Below are 20,696 nucleotides of genomic sequence, written 5' to 3' on the forward strand. Positions count from 1 at the left end.
TAGGCTAAATTACTCACTAAGACTATCAAGCAAAAAAGCGATATTTACAAATTCTATCTTAGAATATGAATTTAAGCCTATCTCACAGGTAGCACTTGAACTTACACCTAAATCAAAATCCAAACTTTCATCCTTTAAATACTTAGTCGAACTTTGATTAAGCTCAGGTACAAAAAAGCCCTTATCTCCGGCAAAACCACAGCACTCAAAGCTTTTTATTAGCTCTACTTCATCGCTACACATTCTTGCAAGTTTTTCTATAAATTCATCTTTTTTTGCCTTTTTAAGTAAGCAAAGTTTGTGGACTAGAATTTTTTTATCTGTTTTTTGAATTTTTAATTTAGAAGATATTTGAAATAAAAACTCGCTAATGTCAAGTACCTTTAAATTTGAACCCTCAAATTTTTTAAGCAATTCATAATAACAGCTTGAATGGTCCAAAACTATGCTAAATTTGCCATTTTCACTTAGACTTTCAAGCATATTTTTAAGTCTATTGATATTGCTTTCTTGCAAGTTATCAAAATTACTAAACATTTTTCCACAGCAAAGCTTAGGTAAATTTGGCGGGTAAAGCACAGAAATTTTTGCTTTTTTGCACAAATTTTCAAAAACTTCTTGTAAGCTTTTGTTTTTATTAAATTCTAAATTCGGTTTAAAAAGCCTATTTGTACAAGCACTAAAATAAATAATCTTTTCTTCAAATTCAAAGCTACTTTTTAGCTCATAATTATTAGCCAAAGGCATTTTAACAGGAATAAAAGGTATTTTTGAATTTAATTTTTTCACCCTTAAACTTAAACTTGAAATAAATTTTGGATTAAAAATTTTACTTGTTTGATGATAAATTTTAAGCCCCTTTTTAGCTAAGATTAATTTTTTATCTAAATTTTCATAAAGTTTAATAGCATTTTTTTCAAGGTCTTTATTTAAGCTTTTTCTTAAATCAAGGGCAATTTGTGCCGTGTCAATATTTAAAGGACAAAGTTCTAAACACCTAGAACAGATAGCACAGGTATTAACGCCAAAGTACTCATATTCTTTTAAAAGCTTGTTAGCTTCTTTGTGTAAGCTTTTATTATTAAGCCTTGCAACCTCTCTTAAAACGCTAATTCTTTGCCTTGGGGTTAGGGTAATTTCACGGCTTGGACAATGCTTTTCACAAAAACCACATTCTATACATTTATTTATCATCTCTTTAATGTTTGGTAAATTTTCAATTTCTACCATATCTTTTAAATTTTGCTTGTAAATATCCTTGTTTTTAGTAATTATTACGTCTGGATTTAAAAGATAGTTTGGGTCAAAAAGTTCTTTTATCTTTACATTTAACAAATAAGCCTTTTTACCCCATTCTAACTCAACAAAGGGTGCTACCATTTTGCCCGTGCCGTGTTCGGCCTTTATACTTCCTTTCATTAAGCTTACTTTTTCACTCATTTTTACAACAAGTTTTGCAAAATTTTCATACTGGGTCTTATCGCTTAAATTTGGCGTTATGATAAAATGCAAATTTCCACTTAAAGCATGGCCAAATATAACCCCATTATCATCAAAGCCAAATTCCTTAAAAAGTTCTTTTATAAAGGCAGCCCCATCGCAAAAATCTTCAATATGAAAACAAATATCCTCTGTTATTACGCTACTTCCTTTTTTTCTAACTCCAGCTACAATAGGTAGCAAGCCTTTTCTAATTTTCCACCAATTTATTTGTTCTTTTTCATCTACTGAAAATAAGGGCTCAAAGGCCATATCATATTCTTTTAAATTTTCCTTTATGATTTGTAAATTTTTATCAAGCCCTTCTTTGCTATCGCTTACACTTTGAAGCAAGATACAAGTATAATCTTTTTGACATTCTTTAACAATGCTAGGAACGCCCTCATAGTCCTTAACAGCATTTAAACAAGCATAATCCATCATTTCAGCTGCATTTACTAAATCTCGCCCTAAACTTGCAAGTTTTACAACCACCTTTGAAGTTTCATCTAAATTTTTAAAAAATAATAAGGCACAGCCCTTAAATTTATAATCCTTAACACTTTTATAACGTACCTTTGAAACAAAGCCAAGTGTGCCTTCACTGCCTATAAATAAATGGTTTAAAATATCTTTTATATTTTCAAAGTCAAGCAAGGCGTTAATAGAATAACCAGTGGTATTTTTTATCTTAAATTTATGTCTTATGAGTTCACAAAGTTTTCTATCTTCTAAAAGTTCTTCTCTTAATTTTAAAATGCTTTCAACTAAACTACCCCTAGTTTTTAAAAATCTTCTTATGCTAAGGGCGTCGCTAGTATCTAAAATAGAACCACAAGGCAAGATAACGCGTATTGAAGAAACGGTATGATAACTATTTTCTTCTACCCCACAGCACATTCCACTAGAATTATTATTAAAAATTCCCCCTATTAAAGCCGAACTAATGGTAGCTGGGTCAGGTCCTATTTTTTTATCAAAGCCCTTTAAGGCATTATTAGCTTCTTCTCCTATAACTCCACAATCACAATCTATAATACTAGCATCTTCGTTTAATTTTATATCCTTAAAATGCGAATTTGCAATAACCAAAACCCCACCACAACTTGCCTGACCACTTAAACTAGTCCCAGCTGCTTTAAAAGTAATGCTAGTTTTATGCTTATTTGCTAGTTTAAAAATCTTTTGAATTTCTTTTTCGTTATTTGCATTTATCACAACTTGAGGGGTATAATTATAACAACTTGCCTCTATGCCATAAGCATATCTTAGCAAATAGCTATCATAAACTTCCTTACAAACTCTTTTTGCATCCTTAATAAAATTTGCATAATTTTTTTCAATCTTATACATTGCTTTCCTTGTATTTAATTTTGATTAAAAATCAATTATACTTTAAATTTAAAGAAAATTTCTTAAAATTCTTTGAAAGCTTAAATTTTTAATTCAAAATAAAATTTCTTTTGTGTATAATCTTTCATTTGACTAGTAAAAAAAGGAAAAATCTATGCCAAAGCGAACTGATATTAATACTATTTTATTAATAGGTAGTGGTCCTATAGTTATAGGTCAAGCGTGTGAATTTGATTATAGTGGTACTCAAGCTGCAAAAACCTTAAAAGAATTAGGCTATAGGGTAGTTTTAATAAATTCAAATCCAGCTACCATTATGACAGACCCTGAATTTGCCGATGCAACCTATATTGAACCTATCACTAAAGAAAGTATTTTAAGTATTATAGAAAAAGAAAAGGTCGATGCGATTTTGCCAACAATGGGTGGTCAAGTAGCTTTAAATGTGGCTATGGAGGTCTTTGAAAGTAATCTTTTAAAAGATGTTACATTTCTAGGGGCAAAGCCAGATGCCATTAAAAAGGGCGAGGATAGACAGATTTTTAAAGAATGTATGCAAAAAATAGGTATGGATTTGCCAAAATCAATGTATGCTTATAATTATGATGAAGCCCTAAGGGCTACAAATGAAATAGGTTTTCCTTTAATGATTAGGGCTTCTTATACGCTTGGAGGTGCAGGGAGTGGGGTTGTTTATAATATGGATGAATTTAAAGAATTGGCCACTTCTGCTTTAAATTTAAGCCCTATACATGAAATTTTAATAGAAGAAAGTTTACTTGGCTGGAAAGAATACGAAATGGAGGTTATTAGAGATAGACTTGATAATTGTATTATAGTTTGTTCTATTGAAAATGTTGACCCTATGGGCGTTCATACAGGAGATTCTATAACTATAGCCCCTGCATTAACCCTAACCGATAAAGAATATCAAGCCATGCGAGATGCTTCCTTTGCTATTTTAAGAGAAATAGGCGTTGATACTGGTGGGTCAAATGTACAATTTGCTATAAATCCAAAAAATGGCAGAATGATAGTAATAGAAATGAATCCACGCGTAAGCCGTAGTTCAGCCCTTGCAAGTAAGGCTACAGGCTATCCTATAGCAAAGGTTGCTACCCTTTTAGCCGTTGGATTTAGTTTAGATGAGATTAAAAATGATATTACAGGTACTCCTGCTAGTTTTGAACCTGTAATTGATTATATAGTAACTAAAATTCCTCGTTTTACTTTTGAAAAATTTCCAGGGGCTATAACTACGCTTGGTACTGCTATGAAAAGCGTTGGCGAGATAATGGCTATAGGTAGGACCTTTAAAGAAAGCATTCAAAAGGCACTTTGTTCTTTAGAAAGAAATTTAAGTGGCTTTGATAGAATAGCTTATGAAGATAGTAATGAATTAATTTATAATATAAGAAATCCTAACGAAAAAAGATTATTATACATAGCACAAGCATTTAGAGAAAATTTTAGCGTTGATGAACTCTATGAGTTTTGCAAGATTGATAAGTGGTTTCTAGAACAAATAAAAGAAATTGTTGATTTTGAAAAAAATATAGATATGGATATTTTGCATAATAAAGAACTTTTAAGACAGGCAAAAACCTTTGGATTTTCTGATAAAATGATAGCCTATGAGATAAATTTAAAGGATAATTTAGATTTATGTCAAAATGATATTTATTATGCTAGAAAAAATTTAAATATTATTTGCGAATTTAACGAGGTGGATACTTGTGCGGGTGAATTTAAGGCCCTTACTCCTTATCTTTACTCAAGTATGAATGTAAGCGAATTAACCCCTATTAATAAAAAAAGTGAAAATAATGAAAAAAAGGTTATGATTATAGGAGGTGGTCCAAATAGAATAGGGCAGGGTATTGAATTTGATTATGCTTGCGTGCATGCTAGTTTTGCCTTAAAAGATATGGGTGTAAAGACTATAATGTATAATTGCAATCCTGAAACCGTTTCAACCGATTATGATACAAGTGATATTTTATATTTTGAACCTATTGATTTTGAGCATTTAAGAGCGGTTATTGAACATGAAAAACCAGATGGCATTATAGTGCATTTTGGAGGACAAACCCCTTTAAAATTTGCAAAAAGATTAAGTGCCTTTGGGGCTAAGATTATAGGTACAAGTGCTAGAGTTATTGATTTAGCAGAAGATAGAAAGAAATTTTCAGAATTTATAACAAGGCTTAAAATTTCACAACCTAAAAATTCTACAGCTACAAATATAGAAGAAGCCTTAATCAAGGCTAATCAAATAAAATATCCTGTCTTAGTTCGTCCAAGTTATGTATTAGGTGGTAGGGCAATGCGTGTTGTAAATGATGAAAATGAGTTAAAACTTTATATGCAAGAAGCAGTACAAGTAAGTGATAAAAGCCCTGTTTTAATAGATGAGTTTTTAGAAAATGCAAGTGAGATTGATGTTGATGCTATAAGTGATGGAAAAAATGTATATGTGGCTGGGATTATGGAACACATTGAAGAGGCTGGAATTCATAGTGGGGATAGTGCTTGTTCGTTGCCACCTTGTGATATAGATGAAAAAATGCAAGAATTAATCACTCAAAAAACTGCTGATATAGCCTTGAATTTAGGCGTTGTAGGCTTATTAAATATACAATTTGCAATTTATAATAACGAACTTTTTATGATAGAAGTAAATCCTCGTGCAAGTAGGACCGTACCTTTTGTAAGTAAGGCTACAGGAATTCCACTTGCTAAGGTAGCAACTCGCGTTATGTGGCAAGGAAATTTAGAAGAGGCCTTAAAATTTTATGATAAATTCGGGGTGGTTGATTATAGTAAAAACATATTAAGACCTAAAAAATCAAAGCATATTAGCGTTAAAGAAGCAGTTTTTCCTTTTGCAAAGCTTAGTGGAAGTGATTTAGAATTAGGACCTGAAATGCGTTCAACTGGCGAAGTAATGGGGATTAGTAAGGATTTTGCAACCTCTTTTGCTAAGAGTCAAATTTCTTCTTTTAATCACTTGCCTAAAAAGGGTACAATTTTCATATCTTTAAAACAAAAGGATAAAAATTACGCTAAAAAAATAGCCCAAGAATACTCAAAACTCGGCTTTAAGCTTATGGCTACAAGTGGGACTTGTAAGGAAATTATAAAAAATGGCTTTGAATGTGAGTTAGTTTATAAAATTTCAGAAGGAAGACCAAATGTTGAAGATAAGCTTAAAAATGGTGAAATCGACCTTGTAATTAATACAAGCGACCAATATAGCTTTAAGGATGATACGAAAAAGATAAGAGAAAACATAATAAGATTTAAAATTCCTTATTTTACAAATTTAAGCTCAGCCTTTGCAGGTGTAAAAAGCATAAGCACTATGCAAAATAAAACCTATTTAGAGGTGAAAAGTTTGCAAGAGTATTTGAAAAATGATTAAATGGGAGAGATTATGGAAACTCAAAATTTTACTTATGAAGAAATAGCACAAAAGATATTAAAAGAAGAGAAAAAGCCATTAGGTGGTAGGGAAATTTGGAAGATTGCGAAAGAAAGGGGTTTGAAAGAAAAACATGGTGAAACTCCTTGGCGAACAATCGATTCTCGTATGGCTACTATGAGCAAAGAAGGTGAAATTTTTTATAGAGTTTCAAAAGGAAAATATTATTTAATCGAATTAAAAGAAAGTTTACAAACCCCATTAAAACAAGAAAATAAAAATAAAGAATGTACTTATATAGAACGCGATTTGCACCCATTGCTTGTTAAATTTTTAAAAGAAAATAAGCAATTTAATCTTTATTGTAAGACTATTTATCACGAACAAAGTATAAAGGGTTTAAAAGGTCTTAACAAATGGGATTATCCTGATATCGTTGGTGTGCATTTTTCATTTGATGATAATTATGATGATTTAACTCTTAATTTGCGTAATATGCTTTATAAAAAACATAATTTTTATTCTTTTGAGTTAAAGGTAAGAATTAACTCGCAAAATTTAAAAGAATATTATTTTCAAGCAATTAGTAATTCAAGTTGGGCAAATGAGGGTTATTTGGTAGTTTTTGAAAAAATTGAAGAAGATATTTTTAAGGAGTTAAGAAGACTTAATGAAAGCTTTGGTATAGGAGTGATTTGCTTAAAAGAAAAAGAAGTAAAATTACAAGCTAAATATAAGGAAATTGATTTGTCTACAATTGATATGTTGATTAAACAAAATCCAAATTTTAAGGATTTTATGAAAGCTATAATAAAGGTTGTTAATATACTTGATAAGACAAATGAATCAAGTAAACCAGACATATACGATAAAATTTTAAGCGATGAAGAATTAATAAAGCATTGTAAAGAACATAATATCGAGTATAAAATTTGAACTCTATACAAAAACATTTAAACAAAGAAGAAAGTATAAATTTAGGTAGCTTTTATACGCCTTTAAATTTAGTTAATATTGCTTATGATTTGATTGAAAGGCTGAATTTAAAGCTAGATGAGTATATTTTTTTAGATTCTTCGTGTGGGTATGGGGATTTTTTCATTAAAAACTATACTTATATAGGCACAGATATCGATGAAAAGGCTTTGACAAGGGTTAAGAATGCTAAAATTTTTCATACAAATTCCTTGCTAAATGTTTCAAGGACTAAGTTTAAAATTTCACAAAGTCAAAGATTAATTATTATAGGCAATCCCCCTTACAATGACACGACTTCCTTAGCCCGTCAAAATTTAAAAAATAAAATCATGATTTGCGATAAAGATTTAAAATATAGGGACCTTGGAATTTCTTTTTTACGTTCTTATGCAAAATTAAAGGCTGATTTTGTCTGTGTTTTGCACCCTCTTTCTTATCTAATCAAAAAGACAAATTTTAATGCCTTAAATGATTTTAGAAAAAAATATAAATTAATCGACGAAGTAGTAATTTCATCGCAATTTTTTACGCCAAATTCAAGCACATTTTTTCCCATTATCATAGCCTTATATGAGAAAAATAAGCAAGGAATGACCTATGATTTTATACAAAATTATAAGTTTAAGACTTTGGAAAATACAAGTTTTAGCTTGAAAAATTTTGATTTTATTTCAAATTATATTTGCAAATATCCAAATTTAAAGGATAAAAGAAAGGCTGTTGCGTATTTTCATACCCTAAGGGATATAAATGCCTTAAAACGCAATAAAAGCTTTTTGCAAAAGCAAAGCTCAAATTCCATTAAGGTTTTTAAGGAAAATTTAAAATACTATGTTTACGTGCATCTTTTCAAACAATATGCTAGTAAATTGCCTTATTATTTTGGAAATTTAGATATTTTTATAGACAATGCTAGCTTTTTAAAAATCGCAGGTGAGTTTGAAAAATACTTTTATAAGCAAGATTTTAATCAAGGTGCGATTGATGATTATTTTATAAAACTTTTTGCAAGGTATAAAGTAAAGATTGATGATTTATAAATTAAGCTTTTGCAAAATAAGGAAAAATTATGATTTATGAACTGCCATTAACTCAAATTACGGGCAAAATTCGTATAAAAGAAAGACTTACCTTTAGTGATTATGGATTAAGTATCGCACCACTTAAGACCATAGTAAATGAAAGACATTATATAGAATGGCAGATTGGTTATGATAAAATTGCAACTAAGTATAATTTTCATTTTTATGGGGCAAATAAAAAACCTAAACGACTTTATGAACTTAGTGAGATTATTTTTGATTTTTATAAAAATGATATTATTAAAAGAAAAAGTTTAGAAAATATTAAATCTTTTTTAGAAAATAATACCGAGTTAATCGAAGATAAAGCACAAATCAACAGAAGTATTTTTAAGCCTGAAAATATAGCTAATACCCAGTTTTTACAATCTTTTATTTCTTATCCTTTGTTTATTTATAAGGATAAGAATTTTTTAAGTGAGATTATCATTAAAGAAAAACAAAGGGCAGTTGGTATACAAGCTATGCTTTATTTTTGCTTTCCACTTTCTATGCTAAAAAATAAAAAAGAAGAATCTTTTTTAAAGAAAAGCATACAAAGTAAGGAAAAAGGATATTTAGAAATCAATAAAGAAAATATAGATATATTTTTGAAAATGTTAAAAATTTTTGGAATTTTAAGTAAAAATCACAACTATGATATTTTACAAATTTTAAACTTTATGCTTAAAAATTAAATATCTTTAAAATTTTTCCCACCAAATTTTAAAAGAGCGCATCCCCAAGTAAAGCCACCACCAAAGGCATCAAGCAAGATTAAATCCCCATTTTTAAGCCTACCTTCTTCATAAGCATCATTCATAGCCATAGGTATAGAAGCAGCAGAGGTATTGCCGTATTTATGAACGCTAATAACGCATTTTTCATCGCTTAATTTTAGCTTTTCTTGCACAGCCTTAATTATACGCAAATTCGCTTGGTGAGGGATAAAAAGGTCTATATCATCGGCTTTTATATTGTTTTTTTGCAAGATATTTATCACATCACTACTTAGAGTTTGAACGGCTATTTTAAAAACCTCGTTGCCTTTCATTTTCATAGCTAACATTTCTTTTGTAACACTAAATTGAGCCCTTCTTGTGATGAGTAAATCACCATAATTACCATTGCTTGAAGTATGTACATCGATTATAGGATTTTGCGTATCAAGGCTTATTATCCCAGCACCTGCACCGTCCCCAAAAAGTATACAAATGCTTCTATCTGTATAATCCATAATAGAACTAGCCTTTTCAGCACCTACTATTAAGACATTTTTCTTAACCCCACTTTCTACTAAAGCCCTAGCCACATCTAGTAGATAAATAAAACCAGAACAAGCAGCCGAAATATCAAAGGCGGTTATATTTTCAAGTCCTAAATTTGCAGCGATTTTACAAGCAGTTGAAGGCATGGTAAAATTATCAGGGCTAAGCGTAGCAACTACTATTGCATCAAGCTCACTAGCCTTCATACCTGCCCTTTTTAGTGCTAAAATGGCAGCCTTTGTGCCTAAATCGCTTGTTAATTCGTGCTCACTTGCAATATGCCTTTGTTTAATGCCAGTACGTCTAACTATCCATTCATCATTTGTATCTAAAATTTGTTCAAAATAATGATTATCTAAAATTTTTGCAGGGACATAAGAGGCTATGCTTTTTAAACTAGCTTTTAAATTTGTTGAGTTCATTTTCTATTACTTCATTAATCTTGCAATTATAAAAATCAATGGCTTGAAAAATGGCGTTTTTAATAGCTCTAGCATCGCTTTTTCCATGGCTTATAATAACGCAACCATTTACACCAAGTAAGGGTGCTCCACCATATTCTTGCCAATCCATATGTTTTTTAAGCTTTTTAAAGGATTTTTTCATTAGTAAGGCACCCATTTTTGCACCAAAAGAACGTTTAACTTCTCTTTTTAAAATTTGAAAAATCGCCGTTGCTACGCCCTCACAGGACTTTAAAATTACATTACCACTAAATCCATCACAAACTAAGACATCAATACTTCCATTAAAAATATCACGCCCTTCAGCGTTACCTATAAATTCAGGGATTTTTTTCATTAATTGGTGGCTTTCTTTGGTTAGTTCATTACCCTTGCATTCTTCTTCACCATTAGAAAGTAGGGCAAGTCTAGGCTTTGATAAATTCATAATATGCTTTGCATAAACATTACCCATAACGCCAAATTGAAACAAATTTTCAGCCTTGCAATCAGTATTTGCACCTACATCTAAAAGTAAGGTTTTAACTTGTTCGTTTGGCATAAGCGTAGCAATAGCAGGTCTTAACACTCCTTTAATACGACCTAACCTAAGAGTAGCTAGGGACATTGTAGCCCCACTATGACCAGCTGAAACTACAGCTTGTGCCTTATTTTCTTTAACAAGTTCAATAGCCTTATAAATAGTGGTTTCTTTTTGTTTTAAGGCATCAGTTGCATTTTCTTCCATAGAAAAAATTTCACTAGCTTCTTCGTAACTAATGTATTTTTCTAAATTTTTTGGAATTAAAGGCTTTAAGATTTCAGATTTCCCAACTAAGATAGCATTAAAAGGCTTAGCATGTAAGGCCTGTATTAAGCCATCTATTATGGGTTTTTCTCCAAAATCTCCACCCATTGCATCAATAGCAATGTTTATCATAGATTTTAGTATTCCTTAGTTACAGGATTAACGCGATGAGACATTTTGTAACTTCCATCCTTATCCTTTACAGGTGTTGGAAGACTTACTTTATAATGAGTTCTACGTTTTGCTACGTGAGTTTTGCTCATCCTTCTTTTAGGTACTGCCATTTTATCTCCTTTTTTTTAAGTTTCATTACATTTTTGACAATAAAAATAATCGCTTAAATATGCTTCAAGCTCACTTATTCCAAGTTCTATAAGATTTATTTGTCCATCAAAAAATTCCATTACATCACTTGGAGTATGTGTATCATCTTTAAAAATTCCATCACTTGCGAAGAGTTCCAAATTTTCATCTATATCTAATTCTATTTCTTCGCCACATCTATCACAGGGTCTATAAACTACGCCCTGCATGGTAGAGTTAATTTTAACTAAATTTTGATTAACCCTTTGAATTTTGCCATCAAAGACCATATTTTCTAAATTTAAAGTGAAAGGATATGGGGTTTGATTGATTTTAGAAAATTCTATTTTCATTAACTAAGTTCATTTTCTTTAAAAAAGAAATTAATTTCAATTTTTGCATTTTCTAGGCTATCACTGCCATGTACAGCGTTTGCATCTATATTTTCTGCAAAATCAGCCCTAATTGTCCCAGGCTTTGCTTCTTTTGGATTAGTTGCACCCATTAAATCCCTATTTTTAAGCACTGCGTTTTCACCTTCTAAAACAGAAACTACCACAGGACCACTTGTCATAAATTCCACTAAATCATTATAAAATGGTCTTTCTTTATGAACTGCATAAAAATTTTTAGCATCTTCTTTGTTAAGTTGAATTTTTTTCATTGCAACAATTCTTAATCCATTGCTTTCAAAGCGATCTAAAATTTTTCCTATAACGCCCTTTTTTACAGCATCAGGTTTTATTATAGATAAGGTTCTTTGCATTATTTGCTCCTTATTATTTATTTAAGCTTGAAATTATACTTGACTTTGTATTAAATAAAGTTAAATTTTAGAAAGAAAAGCTAGTTTAAAACTAGCTTTTTGAATTTAGGCAAATACAGGAGTATTTGAATTTCTTAAATCAGCACCGATATTTTCACGGCTTGGTTGACCAGTTTCTACGCTACTCCATACTATACAACCCTCGGTTGGACAGGCGCTTGCACAGGCTGGCTGGTCATTGTGTCCTACACATTCAACGCATTTATTTGCATAAACATAATATCTATCAGCACCTTCTGGATTATTTGCATCATCCACTATTGCACCCACCGGGCATTCATCTATACAAGAACCACATGCAATGCATATATCTGTAATCTTTACTGCCATTTTTGACTCCTTTTTAAATTTTGGTTTTGAATTTACATTTTAACACAAGAAATCTTAAAAAATACAAAAATTATTAAATTTTGATAATCAAAAAAATAGTATTTTGATAAGATATATTAATTTTTAAAATTGGTGAATTTTTGTCTGATTTGTCTGAATTTAAATTTTTTTAAAGTTTTAAAGGATATAATTTTGCCGTCAATAAAATTTATTATTTAGGAGAATAAAAATGGTTGTTACAAAAAAAGCGGTTGATTTTACAGCCCCTGCGGTATTAGGAAACAATCAAATAGTTGAAGATTTTAATCTTTATAAAAATATAGGTCCAAAAGGTGCCGTGGTATTCTTTTATCCAAAAGATTTTACCTTTGTATGCCCTTCTGAAATTATTGCTTTTGATAAAAGATATCAAGAGTTTAAAAATCGTGGTATCGAAGTAATCGGCGTTTCTTGCGATAACGAATTTTCACATTTTGCTTGGAAAAACACTCCTGTAAATCAAGGTGGTATCGGTCAAGTACAATTTCCATTGGTTGCTGATTTAACAAAACAAATCGCTAGAAATTTTGACGTGCTTTTTAGCGAAGCTGTTGCTTTACGCGGTTCTTTCTTAATTGATGCAGATGGTACAATTCGCCACGCTGTTATTAATGATTTACCACTTGGTAGAAACATTGATGAAATGGTTAGAATGGTTGATACTATGCTTTTCACTAATGAACATGGCGAAGTTTGTCCAGCTGGTTGGCATAAAGGCGATGAGGGTATGAAAGCTGATCCTAAAGGCGTTGCTGATTATCTTGGTAAAAACGAAGGTAAACTATAAAAATACAAAGTCCTTTTTTAAGGACTTTTCACTTCTTTAAAATTTCTTTTATAAAATTTCACTTTTAAAACTTTAAAAACAAATTTTATGTAGTTTTATATGCTATAATATTTGCAATTTTGATTAAAATTTAAGGTGCAAAATGGCAGCTGATGACCAAGAAAAAACAGAAGAACCCACGTCCAAAAAGATAAATGACGCTAGAAAGGAAGGCAATGTCCCAAAAAGTCAGGATGCAAGTGCTGTTACTACATTGCTTGTGGCTGTTGTCGTATCACTTTTCACTATAGGTTATATGGGCGATAGGATTAGTACTCTTTATAAATATTATCAAAGTTTAATAGGGCTTGAAGTAAATGTTCATTTAATACAATCTGTTATGATTAAAACTATGCTTGAAGTTGCCTTAATGGTAGCACCTATTTTTATTTGCATTATGATAGCTGGAATTTTTGGTAATGTTATGCAATTTGGCTTTATATTTACCACTAAGCCTATAACTCCAAATTTAAATAAGATGGACCCTATTAAGGGCATTAAAAATCTTTTTTCTATGAAAAAGCTTATTGAAGGTGTGAAGATTATTTTAAAGGTAGGAACTATTTTTACGATTGCTTTTATAGTGCTTTTAAATTTTATGAGAGAATTACCTAGGGTTGAATTATATGACCTTATTTCGCAAATGTATTGGCTTAAAGAAAAGGCCATTATTTTAGCTGCAATCGTAATTATCGCTTTTATAATTATCGCTGTAATTGATATATTCTTAGTCCGTTTCCAGTATTTTAAAGGGCTTAGAATGAGTAAGCAAGAAATAAAGGACGAATATAAGCAAATGGAAGGAGATCCTCAAGTTAAGGGCAGAATTAGACGTTTGCAAATGGAGGCTGCAAGACGTAGAATGGTGCAAGATGTAGCTGGTGCTGATGTTGTTATTACTAACCCTACTCATTATGCTGTTGCCTTGCGTTATGATAGAACCAAAGAACAAGCCCCAAGGGTAGTGGCTAAGGGGGTAGATTATTTAGCCTTGCGTATTAAGGAAGTAGCTTATGAAAATAATGTTATTATCTATGAAAATCCTCCACTTGCAAGAGAACTTTATAAGATGTGCGATATAAATGATATTATCCCAAGGGAAATGTTTAAGGCAGTTTCTGAGGTCTTTAAATTTGTTTATCAAGCAAATTCAAAGGGTCGCCTTGCTACTCAATTTAGACAAGAACACCAATAATTAAATATTTGGCTTTTGATTGATTGCCAAGATAATAACTTCTGGCTTTGCTATTTTTTTTATCTCATCAAGAGGTAAATTTAGCATTTTTTCATCATTATAAATATAAAGTGTGTTGTTTGAAAAGGCAAAATTTATTTTTTCTTCATTTAGACTTAAAATTTTTGCTAGGGCAAGTATGAAATTTAACCACATAAGTACGGGAAGTTTTGGTAATAATTCCTTAAAATTATTTATATAATAAGGGTTAAGTTTTTTGCCATTAAAGCGAATAATACTTGCAATTAATGCCTTTTCTTGGTGTGAAAAACCATAATTTAAGCTATTTAAAATAAAATAAAAAGAATGTTCATTAGCAAAATAAAAATCCAAATACTCACCTATATGACAAAGCTTAGCAGCGTTTATAAGGCTTGTTCTAAAATGAGTTTGTAGTTTATGCAAGGGATTTAGGGCGTTAAAAATTTGCAAGGCAAAATGTGGAGTTTTTTTATCTCCGTGTAAAAATCTATCTTGCAAGCATTTAAGACTTGTATTAAAATTTGCAGGAAATTTATTTGCAGGTCGCAATAAATCTTGCAAATAAACGCCCTCTCTAATGCCAACTCCACTTGTAATAACTTGTTTAATTTTAAGTTTATCAGCTATCTTTAAAAAGATCAGGGTGCCCTCTTTTATAGTATCAAAACGTTCTTTTTTAATGCCATAATTTATTAAATCATCAAAATCAGCGTTTAAAATTTTATTGACATGATTATATTCAGCCTTAAAATCATATCTAAAATCGTGTAAATTTTTCAAAGGATAAGAATTTTTTTGCATAATAGAATTTGAAATCGCTCTTAGACTACCTCCAATTGCTATTAGATTATCATTTGCAAAATTTGCAGGGATTTGCTCTAAAATAGGCTTTAAAAAATCATCAAGGCTATCTTGCTTTTTGGTATCGTAAAATAATTCTTTAAGCCTAACTGTTCCCACGTCAAGTGATATAAAATCAACAATTTTACCATTTTGTATCAAGCATAATTCACTAGAACCTCCACCTATGTCAAGAGTGGTGGCATTTTTAAAAGAACTTAGTAAATTTAGTGCAGCAAAGCCACCTAAAAAAGATTCGTTTTTGCCGTCAATCACTTTTATATTTAAGCCAAGTTTATCTTTGATTCTTTTTACAAAATATTTAGAATTTGGTGCATCTCTAAGGGCTGAGGTACCAACTATAAAAATTTTTTTACACTGGTGTTTAATTGCCCTTTGTTTAAAAAATGCTAGTGTATCTTCTGCCCTTTGCATAGGTTCTTCTTGCAAAACCTTGCCATTATTATAGGCATTTTCACCAAGTCTAACCTTTCTTTTATACTCATAAGTAGTGAAAAATCCATACCTTGAAGTTTTTTCAAAGACAACCATTCTAATGGAATTTGAACCAAGGTCCACAACAGCGGTTTTTTTTGCCATTAATACTCTTTATTATGGCTTTTAAGACGCAATTCTTCGATTGTTTCTATATTGTCAGGGTCTGCTATAATACACTCATAAGGACAAGCCACTATACAAGCAGGTTCTGAAAAATCATTCACACATTCAGAACAAAGGTCAGGGTCAATCACATAAATAGGACTATTTTCATAAATTGCCTCGTCAGGACATTCTTCCCTACAAGCATCACAGCAAACACAATCTTTTGTTATTAAAAGAGACATTGTTACCTTTCATGAAAAAAATTTTAGCAAAGTTTATACAATAATAAGACTTAAAGAAAATTTAAATTTTTGCAAAATTGATTGTGTTGAGAATTTATTGAGAAATTTGCACCAAAAAAGGTGCAAAATATTTTAAGCTTTTTTAGGAAAGCAAAATCTATAACCCCTACGACGAACTGTTTCAATAGTAGAGATATTTAAAGGCTTATCCATTTTTTGACGAATTTGATTAATGGCTACTTCTATCACATTTGGAGTAACAAGTTCAGGCTCTTCCCAAATAGCATCCAAAAGCTGTTCTTTAGATACGATTTGATCAGAATGTCTTGCTAAATGCGTAAGTACCTCAAAAGGCTTACCCTTAAGCTCAATTTCTTGTCCTTTATAGGTGATTTTTTCTTCATCTGGGTCTATTATTAAATCTTCTATTTTAATAATATTTGTACCACCCATTCTTAATCTAGCCTCAATCCTTGCAAGTAAAATATCAAAATCTATAGGTTTTTTGATAAAATCATCAGCCCCAAGTCTTAGCATTTCAATTTCTGTTTCCTTGTCTGTTTTAGAAGACATAATCAAAACAGCAGTGCGTGGAGATTTATGCTTAATAGTATTTATAAGCTCACTACCATCGCCATCAGATAAATTCCAGCTTATTAAAACTAAATCATAATGTCTAATACCAATGAAGTATTCACCATCTTTGAAATTCTCGGAATTATCTGTTTGATAGCCATAATCACTAAGATTGTTAATAATTGCCTTGTTCAAATGAAGGTCATCTTCTATTACCAAGATTCTCATTTTTTATCCTTATTAAGAAAATTTTAAAGGATTGTAGCAAATTTAAGTTAATGTTTAAGTAAATTATAAATTTTTTAAAAGAATTTTTTAATTTTTGCCCCAACCCTTGTATTTTTAAGGATTTGAGGCTTATAGGTAATGATTTTTAAATAAGAGAGTTCATTAAAATTATTTTTTAAGTTTTCACTAATAAATTTAAGAGATTCTTCAATAGTATAAAATTTTTCTTTCTTATAAATTTTTTTAATCTCTTTTGCTAGCTTTGCATAATCTAAAAATGTGTTAGACTTTGCAGAAATTTTTACTATAATTTTTTGTTTTTTCTTGCGTTCAAAATCAAGCATTCCTATTATACATTTAAATTTAAGCCTTATTCTTATATCACTTTGCATTCTTCTTTAAAGACCAATCTTTTTATATTTGGAATGTGCTTGTAAAAGATTATAAAAACTATGATTATAACGGGTGCGTGCGTGTCAATTACAGGCATTTCATAATGATAAATAAAAGAACAAATTATAAAGGTAAAAATGGCAACTAGCGAGGCAAGGGAGGAAATTTTAAAAATTTTTCCTATTATAAACCAAGCAAAAAGGGCACTAAGTGCTTCAAGTGGTAACATTACAAGCATTGCCCCAACCCCTGTTGCTATGCCTTTTCCACCATCAAATAATAAATAAATTGAAAAACAATGCCCAAGTATAAGCAATACAGCCACTGACCATAATAAGCCTTCATCAAAGCCTATAACTTTCATCACAAGCAAGGGAATAAAAGCCTTAGCAAAATCAAGTAAAATAGTAGCAATTGCAAGTTTTTTTGCTAATTTTGGATTATTTTTTTTAACAACCCTTAATACATTTGTAGCCCCTATACTTTGAGAACCATCCTTTCTAATGTCTAAATTTGCAAATTTCTTAGCTATTATCAAACCAAAGGGAATTGACCCTATCAAATAAGCAAGGGCGTAAATTATCAAATTTTCCATTTATTAACCTTATAAAATTTTTCTAAATTATAAGATAAAAATATAAATAAACAAAGTAAATTACCCAACCACTAAAAATGGTTGGGATTAAGATTAAAGTTCAGGTTTTGGTGTCTTATCAGTAGAAATAGGTAGTTGAGGATAGCTAATATCTGGTTTTTTACCTGTTAAAGTGCGTAAAAATACTTCGATTTTAGCTGCTTCTTTATCGTTTATATTAATGCCAAGTTGCACACTTCCCATTTCTTTAATAGCATCTTTTAAAGACCAAATAGCACCATTATGAAAATATGGGGCAGTTTCTGTGATATTTCTTAAAGTAGGAGTTTTAACCAAACCATTTTCATCGCCTTTAAAATCTCCTAAATTTGCAAATTTATACTTTCCAGCCACTTCAAAAGCTTGCATAGAACCACCCAAATTTACACCAGTATGACAAGCTATACAACCCTTATCTATAAACAATTTAAGTCCTGCTTGTTCATCCTTGCTAAGAGCTTTTTCATTACCATTTAAAAATTCATCAAAGCGAGAAGGGGTAATAAGTGTTCTTTCAAAATTTGCAATTGCATCGGCGATATTGTCAAAGCTTACGCCACTTTTTCCATAAATTTTCTTAAATTCAGCTACATATTCAGGCAAAGAAGAAATTTTTTCAACAGCTAATTTTGCAGGAGTTGCCATTTCAGGTTCTGCCTCGATAGGTCCTTTAGCTTGGTCAGCTAAATCACCAGCTCTACCATCCCAAAATTGAGTAGTATTTAAAACAGAATTATAAACGGTTGGAGAATTTAAGTGATGAGGATTTGACGCCCATTTATGCCCAACTGCAGCACTAACACCATCAGTTCCTCCAAGTCCTAAATTATGACAGGTATTACAGCTTATAATCCCACTTTTTGAAAGTCTTGGTTCAAAATAAAGTTTTTTACCAAGTTCAGCCTTTTCAATGCTAAATTCACTTGCCTTAACATTGTTTTCTTTAAGAATTTCATCAACTCCCTTTTGGTCACTTGGCAGTGCAACTAAACCAGAAGATTTTGCCTCTTCTATTAAACTAGCGCCAAATACGCTAGAACAAGCTACCATCAATGATGAAGCAATCATAAATTTAATTTTCATTAAAAACTCCTTAAAATTTGATTTAGAATTGAGAAATTATTATATTTAGTATTGTCTTAAAGAAAGATAAAAATTATTAATTGAATATATTTATTAATAGATATTCTTGAAGATAATGTTTCTATAAATTATTATTTTGATACAGATAAAATTAAAGATTTTTTAAATGATAGTGATTTTAAAATAAGTCAAAAAAAAGAAAAAAAGATTATAAAGCTATTTGATTTACCAAAAGAAGTGCATAATGATTTAGAACGACAAAGAAGAGTATATTCTATATGGAATTTCACCCACTGTATTAGCAAGGTCCGATACAACAAAAATATATATTGAAAAAAATGGAATAAAAAAAATTAGAAAAATAACCCCTGAGGAGAATTTCTATATACAAGGCTTTGATAAAAAATTTGTCAAAAATATTAAGGATACTGGCATAAGCGTGGCACAAATGTATAAGCAATCAGGAAACGCTGTTAGTCCACCAGTTATATCTAAAATCTTAATTACTTTAAATGAAAAGTATAAAAAATGATGATTAAATTTATAGATTTATTTTGTGGTCTTGGTGGTTTTAGAATTGCCTTTGAATCCTTTGGGGCTAAGTGTGTATTTTCTAGCGATATAGACAAATATGCTGGGCAAACATATAACTTAAATTTTGGCGAATATCCAAAAGGAGACATAAGCAAAATAAACGAAAAAGATATTCCTAACCATGATATTTTATGTGCAGGATTTCTATGTCAACCATTTAGCATTGGTGGCAAAAGACTATGTTTTGATGATGCAAGAGGAACTTTATTTTTTGATATATTAAGAATACTTAAAGAAAAAAGACCCTCTGCTTTTTTTAGAAAATGTGGCTGGAATATGCAGTCATGATAGTAGAAGAACAATTAAAATTATAATAAATTCTTTTAAAGAAATTAATTATCAACCTATTTTTAAAGTAATAAATGCCAAAGATGTAGATTACTCTCAAAATAGGACTAGGTGGTATTGTGTTGGATTTGATAAAAGTATATTTAAAAATATAAATGATAGTTTTGAATTTGCTTTTCCAAAAAAGAAAAATCTTAAATATAGTGTTGATTCACTGATTGAAAATGTGGTATCAAATAATTATTTAAATACAAAAATTTGTCAAAATAATATTTTAACCCATATTGATAAATTTAAAAAAAGTAAGCGATTTAATAATAAATATATACTACTAGCTTATGAAGTTAGAAAATCTAGGTGTAATTTTAGATGCGATGGGATATCACCATGTATAACAGCTAAAATGGGTACTGGAGGAAATAATGTACCTATTGTTGTTGAATAAGGAAGAAAATTAACCGAAAGGGAATGCCTAAGAATTATGGGTTATCCCGACTCCTATCTTATTAAAGAAAATTTTCATCAAAGCTATAAACAAATTGGAAATAGTGTTGTAATTCCAATAATAAAAGACATAGCCAAAGAAATTATAAAAATTATAAAAAGTCAAACAAACCTATGATAATCTCTAGGTCTAAATTCAATAGTATACTTTTCCTTGCTACGACCAGCCCCCGTAATAATGGAAAAATCATTTAATTCATTTTTATGCAATTGTCCATTTTCATATATAAAGATGTTAATAAAAATGGCAATAAACAAGAAAATAAATTTAACTCACCATATCTTTTATTATTTAAATATGATGAAATTTCAATTTAATTGCTAAATCCATGTACATTGCTTGCCATAATAAATTTC

General features: G+C 30.3%; 21 protein-coding genes and 1 pseudogene. 9 read left to right on the forward strand and 13 right to left on the reverse strand.

The genetic code is table 11. The annotated features are described in order from the left end of the window. Positions 1-9: 9 nt before the first annotated feature. Entirely contained in the window at positions 10-2,832 is a 2,823-nt protein-coding gene (locus FMM58_RS04090) for an FAD-binding and (Fe-S)-binding domain-containing protein (RefSeq protein WP_150180431.1), read from the reverse strand. A gap of 154 nt (positions 2,833-2,986) precedes the next feature. Between FMM58_RS04090 and carB the strand changes: the two genes are divergently transcribed. The 4 genes from carB to FMM58_RS04110 are packed head-to-tail and all read left to right on the forward strand — an operon-like array spanning position 2,987 to position 8,993. Further along, complete coding sequence (carB, locus tag FMM58_RS04095; RefSeq protein ID WP_150140007.1) at positions 2,987-6,256, forward strand: carbamoyl-phosphate synthase large subunit; 3,270 nt, start codon at positions 2,987-2,989, stop codon at positions 6,254-6,256. Then, positions 6,257-7,192, forward strand: a complete 936-nt coding sequence (locus FMM58_RS04100) for an HTH domain-containing protein (protein WP_223810452.1) — start codon at positions 6,257-6,259, stop codon at positions 7,190-7,192. Beyond that, positions 7,189-8,274, forward strand: a complete 1,086-nt coding sequence (locus FMM58_RS04105) for an Eco57I restriction-modification methylase domain-containing protein (protein WP_190317946.1) — start codon at positions 7,189-7,191, stop codon at positions 8,272-8,274. The genes FMM58_RS04100 and FMM58_RS04105 overlap by 4 nt, the downstream gene beginning before the upstream one ends. Positions 8,275-8,303: 29 nt before the next feature. Beyond that, on the forward strand, positions 8,304-8,993 hold the full coding sequence (locus FMM58_RS04110) for a R.Pab1 family restriction endonuclease (protein WP_150151367.1): 690 nt from the start codon (positions 8,304-8,306) through the stop codon (positions 8,991-8,993). On the opposite strand, the gene FMM58_RS04115 is transcribed toward FMM58_RS04110, so the two are convergent. From FMM58_RS04115 to FMM58_RS04140, 6 genes are all read right to left on the reverse strand, one after another. After that, entirely contained in the window at positions 8,990-9,985 is a 996-nt protein-coding gene (locus FMM58_RS04115; protein ID WP_150140009.1) for a beta-ketoacyl-ACP synthase III, read from the reverse strand. The genes FMM58_RS04110 and FMM58_RS04115 overlap by 4 nt on opposite strands. Further along, on the reverse strand, positions 9,960-10,946 hold the full coding sequence (gene plsX, locus FMM58_RS04120) for a phosphate acyltransferase PlsX (protein ID WP_150140010.1): 987 nt from the start codon (positions 10,944-10,946) through the stop codon (positions 9,960-9,962). Before plsX ends, FMM58_RS04115 begins: the two co-directional genes overlap by 26 nt. A 5-nt stretch (positions 10,947-10,951) precedes the next feature. Continuing rightward, positions 10,952-11,098: a 50S ribosomal protein L32 gene (gene rpmF / locus FMM58_RS04125; protein WP_150140011.1), complete on the reverse strand. Its 147-nt coding sequence runs from the start codon at positions 11,096-11,098 to the stop codon at positions 10,952-10,954. Positions 11,099-11,113: 15 nt separating this feature from the next. Continuing rightward, a complete protein-coding gene (locus tag FMM58_RS04130) occupies positions 11,114-11,470 on the reverse strand; it encodes a DUF177 domain-containing protein (protein ID WP_150140012.1) in 357 nt (118 codons plus the stop codon). Next, positions 11,470-11,883: a nucleoside-diphosphate kinase gene (ndk, locus tag FMM58_RS04135; protein WP_150140013.1), complete on the reverse strand. Its 414-nt coding sequence runs from the start codon at positions 11,881-11,883 to the stop codon at positions 11,470-11,472. Before ndk ends, FMM58_RS04130 begins: the two co-directional genes overlap by 1 nt. 105 nt (positions 11,884-11,988) lie before the next feature. Next, positions 11,989-12,273 (reverse strand): 4Fe-4S binding protein, encoded by a 285-nt coding sequence (locus FMM58_RS04140; RefSeq protein WP_150140014.1) that lies wholly within the window; start codon positions 12,271-12,273, stop codon positions 11,989-11,991. A 229-nt stretch (positions 12,274-12,502) separates the two neighbouring features. Here FMM58_RS04140 and FMM58_RS04145 point away from each other — a divergent pair, with 229 nt between their 5' ends. Together FMM58_RS04145 and flhB are read left to right on the forward strand one after the other, a co-directional pair. Continuing rightward, positions 12,503-13,099: a peroxiredoxin gene (locus FMM58_RS04145; protein WP_150140015.1), complete on the forward strand. Its 597-nt coding sequence runs from the start codon at positions 12,503-12,505 to the stop codon at positions 13,097-13,099. A gap of 142 nt (positions 13,100-13,241) precedes the next feature. Beyond that, on the forward strand, positions 13,242-14,333 hold the full coding sequence (flhB, locus tag FMM58_RS04150; RefSeq protein ID WP_150151364.1) for a flagellar biosynthesis protein FlhB: 1,092 nt from the start codon (positions 13,242-13,244) through the stop codon (positions 14,331-14,333). Here the strand turns inward: flhB and FMM58_RS04155 are convergent, their stop codons facing one another. From FMM58_RS04155 to FMM58_RS04180, 6 genes are all read right to left on the reverse strand, one after another. Then, positions 14,334-15,794, reverse strand: a complete 1,461-nt coding sequence (locus FMM58_RS04155; RefSeq protein WP_150140017.1) for a Ppx/GppA phosphatase family protein — start codon at positions 15,792-15,794, stop codon at positions 14,334-14,336. It abuts the gene before it with no gap. After that, a complete protein-coding gene (locus FMM58_RS04160) occupies positions 15,794-16,039 on the reverse strand; it encodes a YfhL family 4Fe-4S dicluster ferredoxin (RefSeq protein ID WP_150140018.1) in 246 nt (81 codons plus the stop codon). Before FMM58_RS04160 ends, FMM58_RS04155 begins: the two co-directional genes overlap by 1 nt. A 132-nt stretch (positions 16,040-16,171) precedes the next feature. Beyond that, entirely contained in the window at positions 16,172-16,843 is a 672-nt protein-coding gene (gene hsrA / locus FMM58_RS04165; RefSeq protein WP_150140019.1) for a homeostatic response regulator transcription factor HsrA, read from the reverse strand. 74 nt (positions 16,844-16,917) lie between these two features. Beyond that, complete coding sequence (locus FMM58_RS04170) at positions 16,918-17,235, reverse strand: dihydroneopterin aldolase (RefSeq protein ID WP_150151361.1); 318 nt, start codon at positions 17,233-17,235, stop codon at positions 16,918-16,920. Continuing rightward, on the reverse strand, positions 17,220-17,831 hold the full coding sequence (gene plsY, locus FMM58_RS04175) for a glycerol-3-phosphate 1-O-acyltransferase PlsY (RefSeq protein WP_150140021.1): 612 nt from the start codon (positions 17,829-17,831) through the stop codon (positions 17,220-17,222). Before plsY ends, FMM58_RS04170 begins: the two co-directional genes overlap by 16 nt. A gap of 93 nt (positions 17,832-17,924) precedes the next feature. Next, the gene (locus FMM58_RS04180; protein WP_411675290.1) at positions 17,925-18,938 is read right to left on the reverse strand and encodes a cytochrome-c peroxidase; all 1,014 of its coding nucleotides are present in this window, start codon (positions 18,936-18,938) and stop codon (positions 17,925-17,927) included. Between the two features lie 343 nt (positions 18,939-19,281). On the opposite strand from FMM58_RS04180, the gene FMM58_RS09335 reads away from it, so the two are divergent. The 3 genes and pseudogenes from FMM58_RS09335 (at position 19,282) to dcm (ending at position 20,457) form a co-directional block, all read left to right on the forward strand. Next, the gene (locus FMM58_RS09335; protein ID WP_411675291.1) at positions 19,282-19,485 is read left to right on the forward strand and encodes a DNA cytosine methyltransferase; all 204 of its coding nucleotides are present in this window, start codon (positions 19,282-19,284) and stop codon (positions 19,483-19,485) included. Then, positions 19,482-19,835: a DNA cytosine methyltransferase gene (locus FMM58_RS09110; RefSeq protein WP_263312606.1), complete on the forward strand. Its 354-nt coding sequence runs from the start codon at positions 19,482-19,484 to the stop codon at positions 19,833-19,835. The genes FMM58_RS09335 and FMM58_RS09110 overlap by 4 nt, the downstream gene beginning before the upstream one ends. After that, positions 19,813-20,457 (forward strand): annotated as a pseudogene (dcm, locus tag FMM58_RS09115) (DNA (cytosine-5-)-methyltransferase). Before FMM58_RS09110 ends, dcm begins: the two are co-directional and overlap by 23 nt. The last annotated feature ends 239 nt before the right edge of the window (positions 20,458-20,696 follow it).

Source organism: Campylobacter sp. LR291e (assembly GCF_008633915.1).
GTDB lineage: Bacteria > Campylobacterota > Campylobacteria > Campylobacterales > Campylobacteraceae > Campylobacter_D.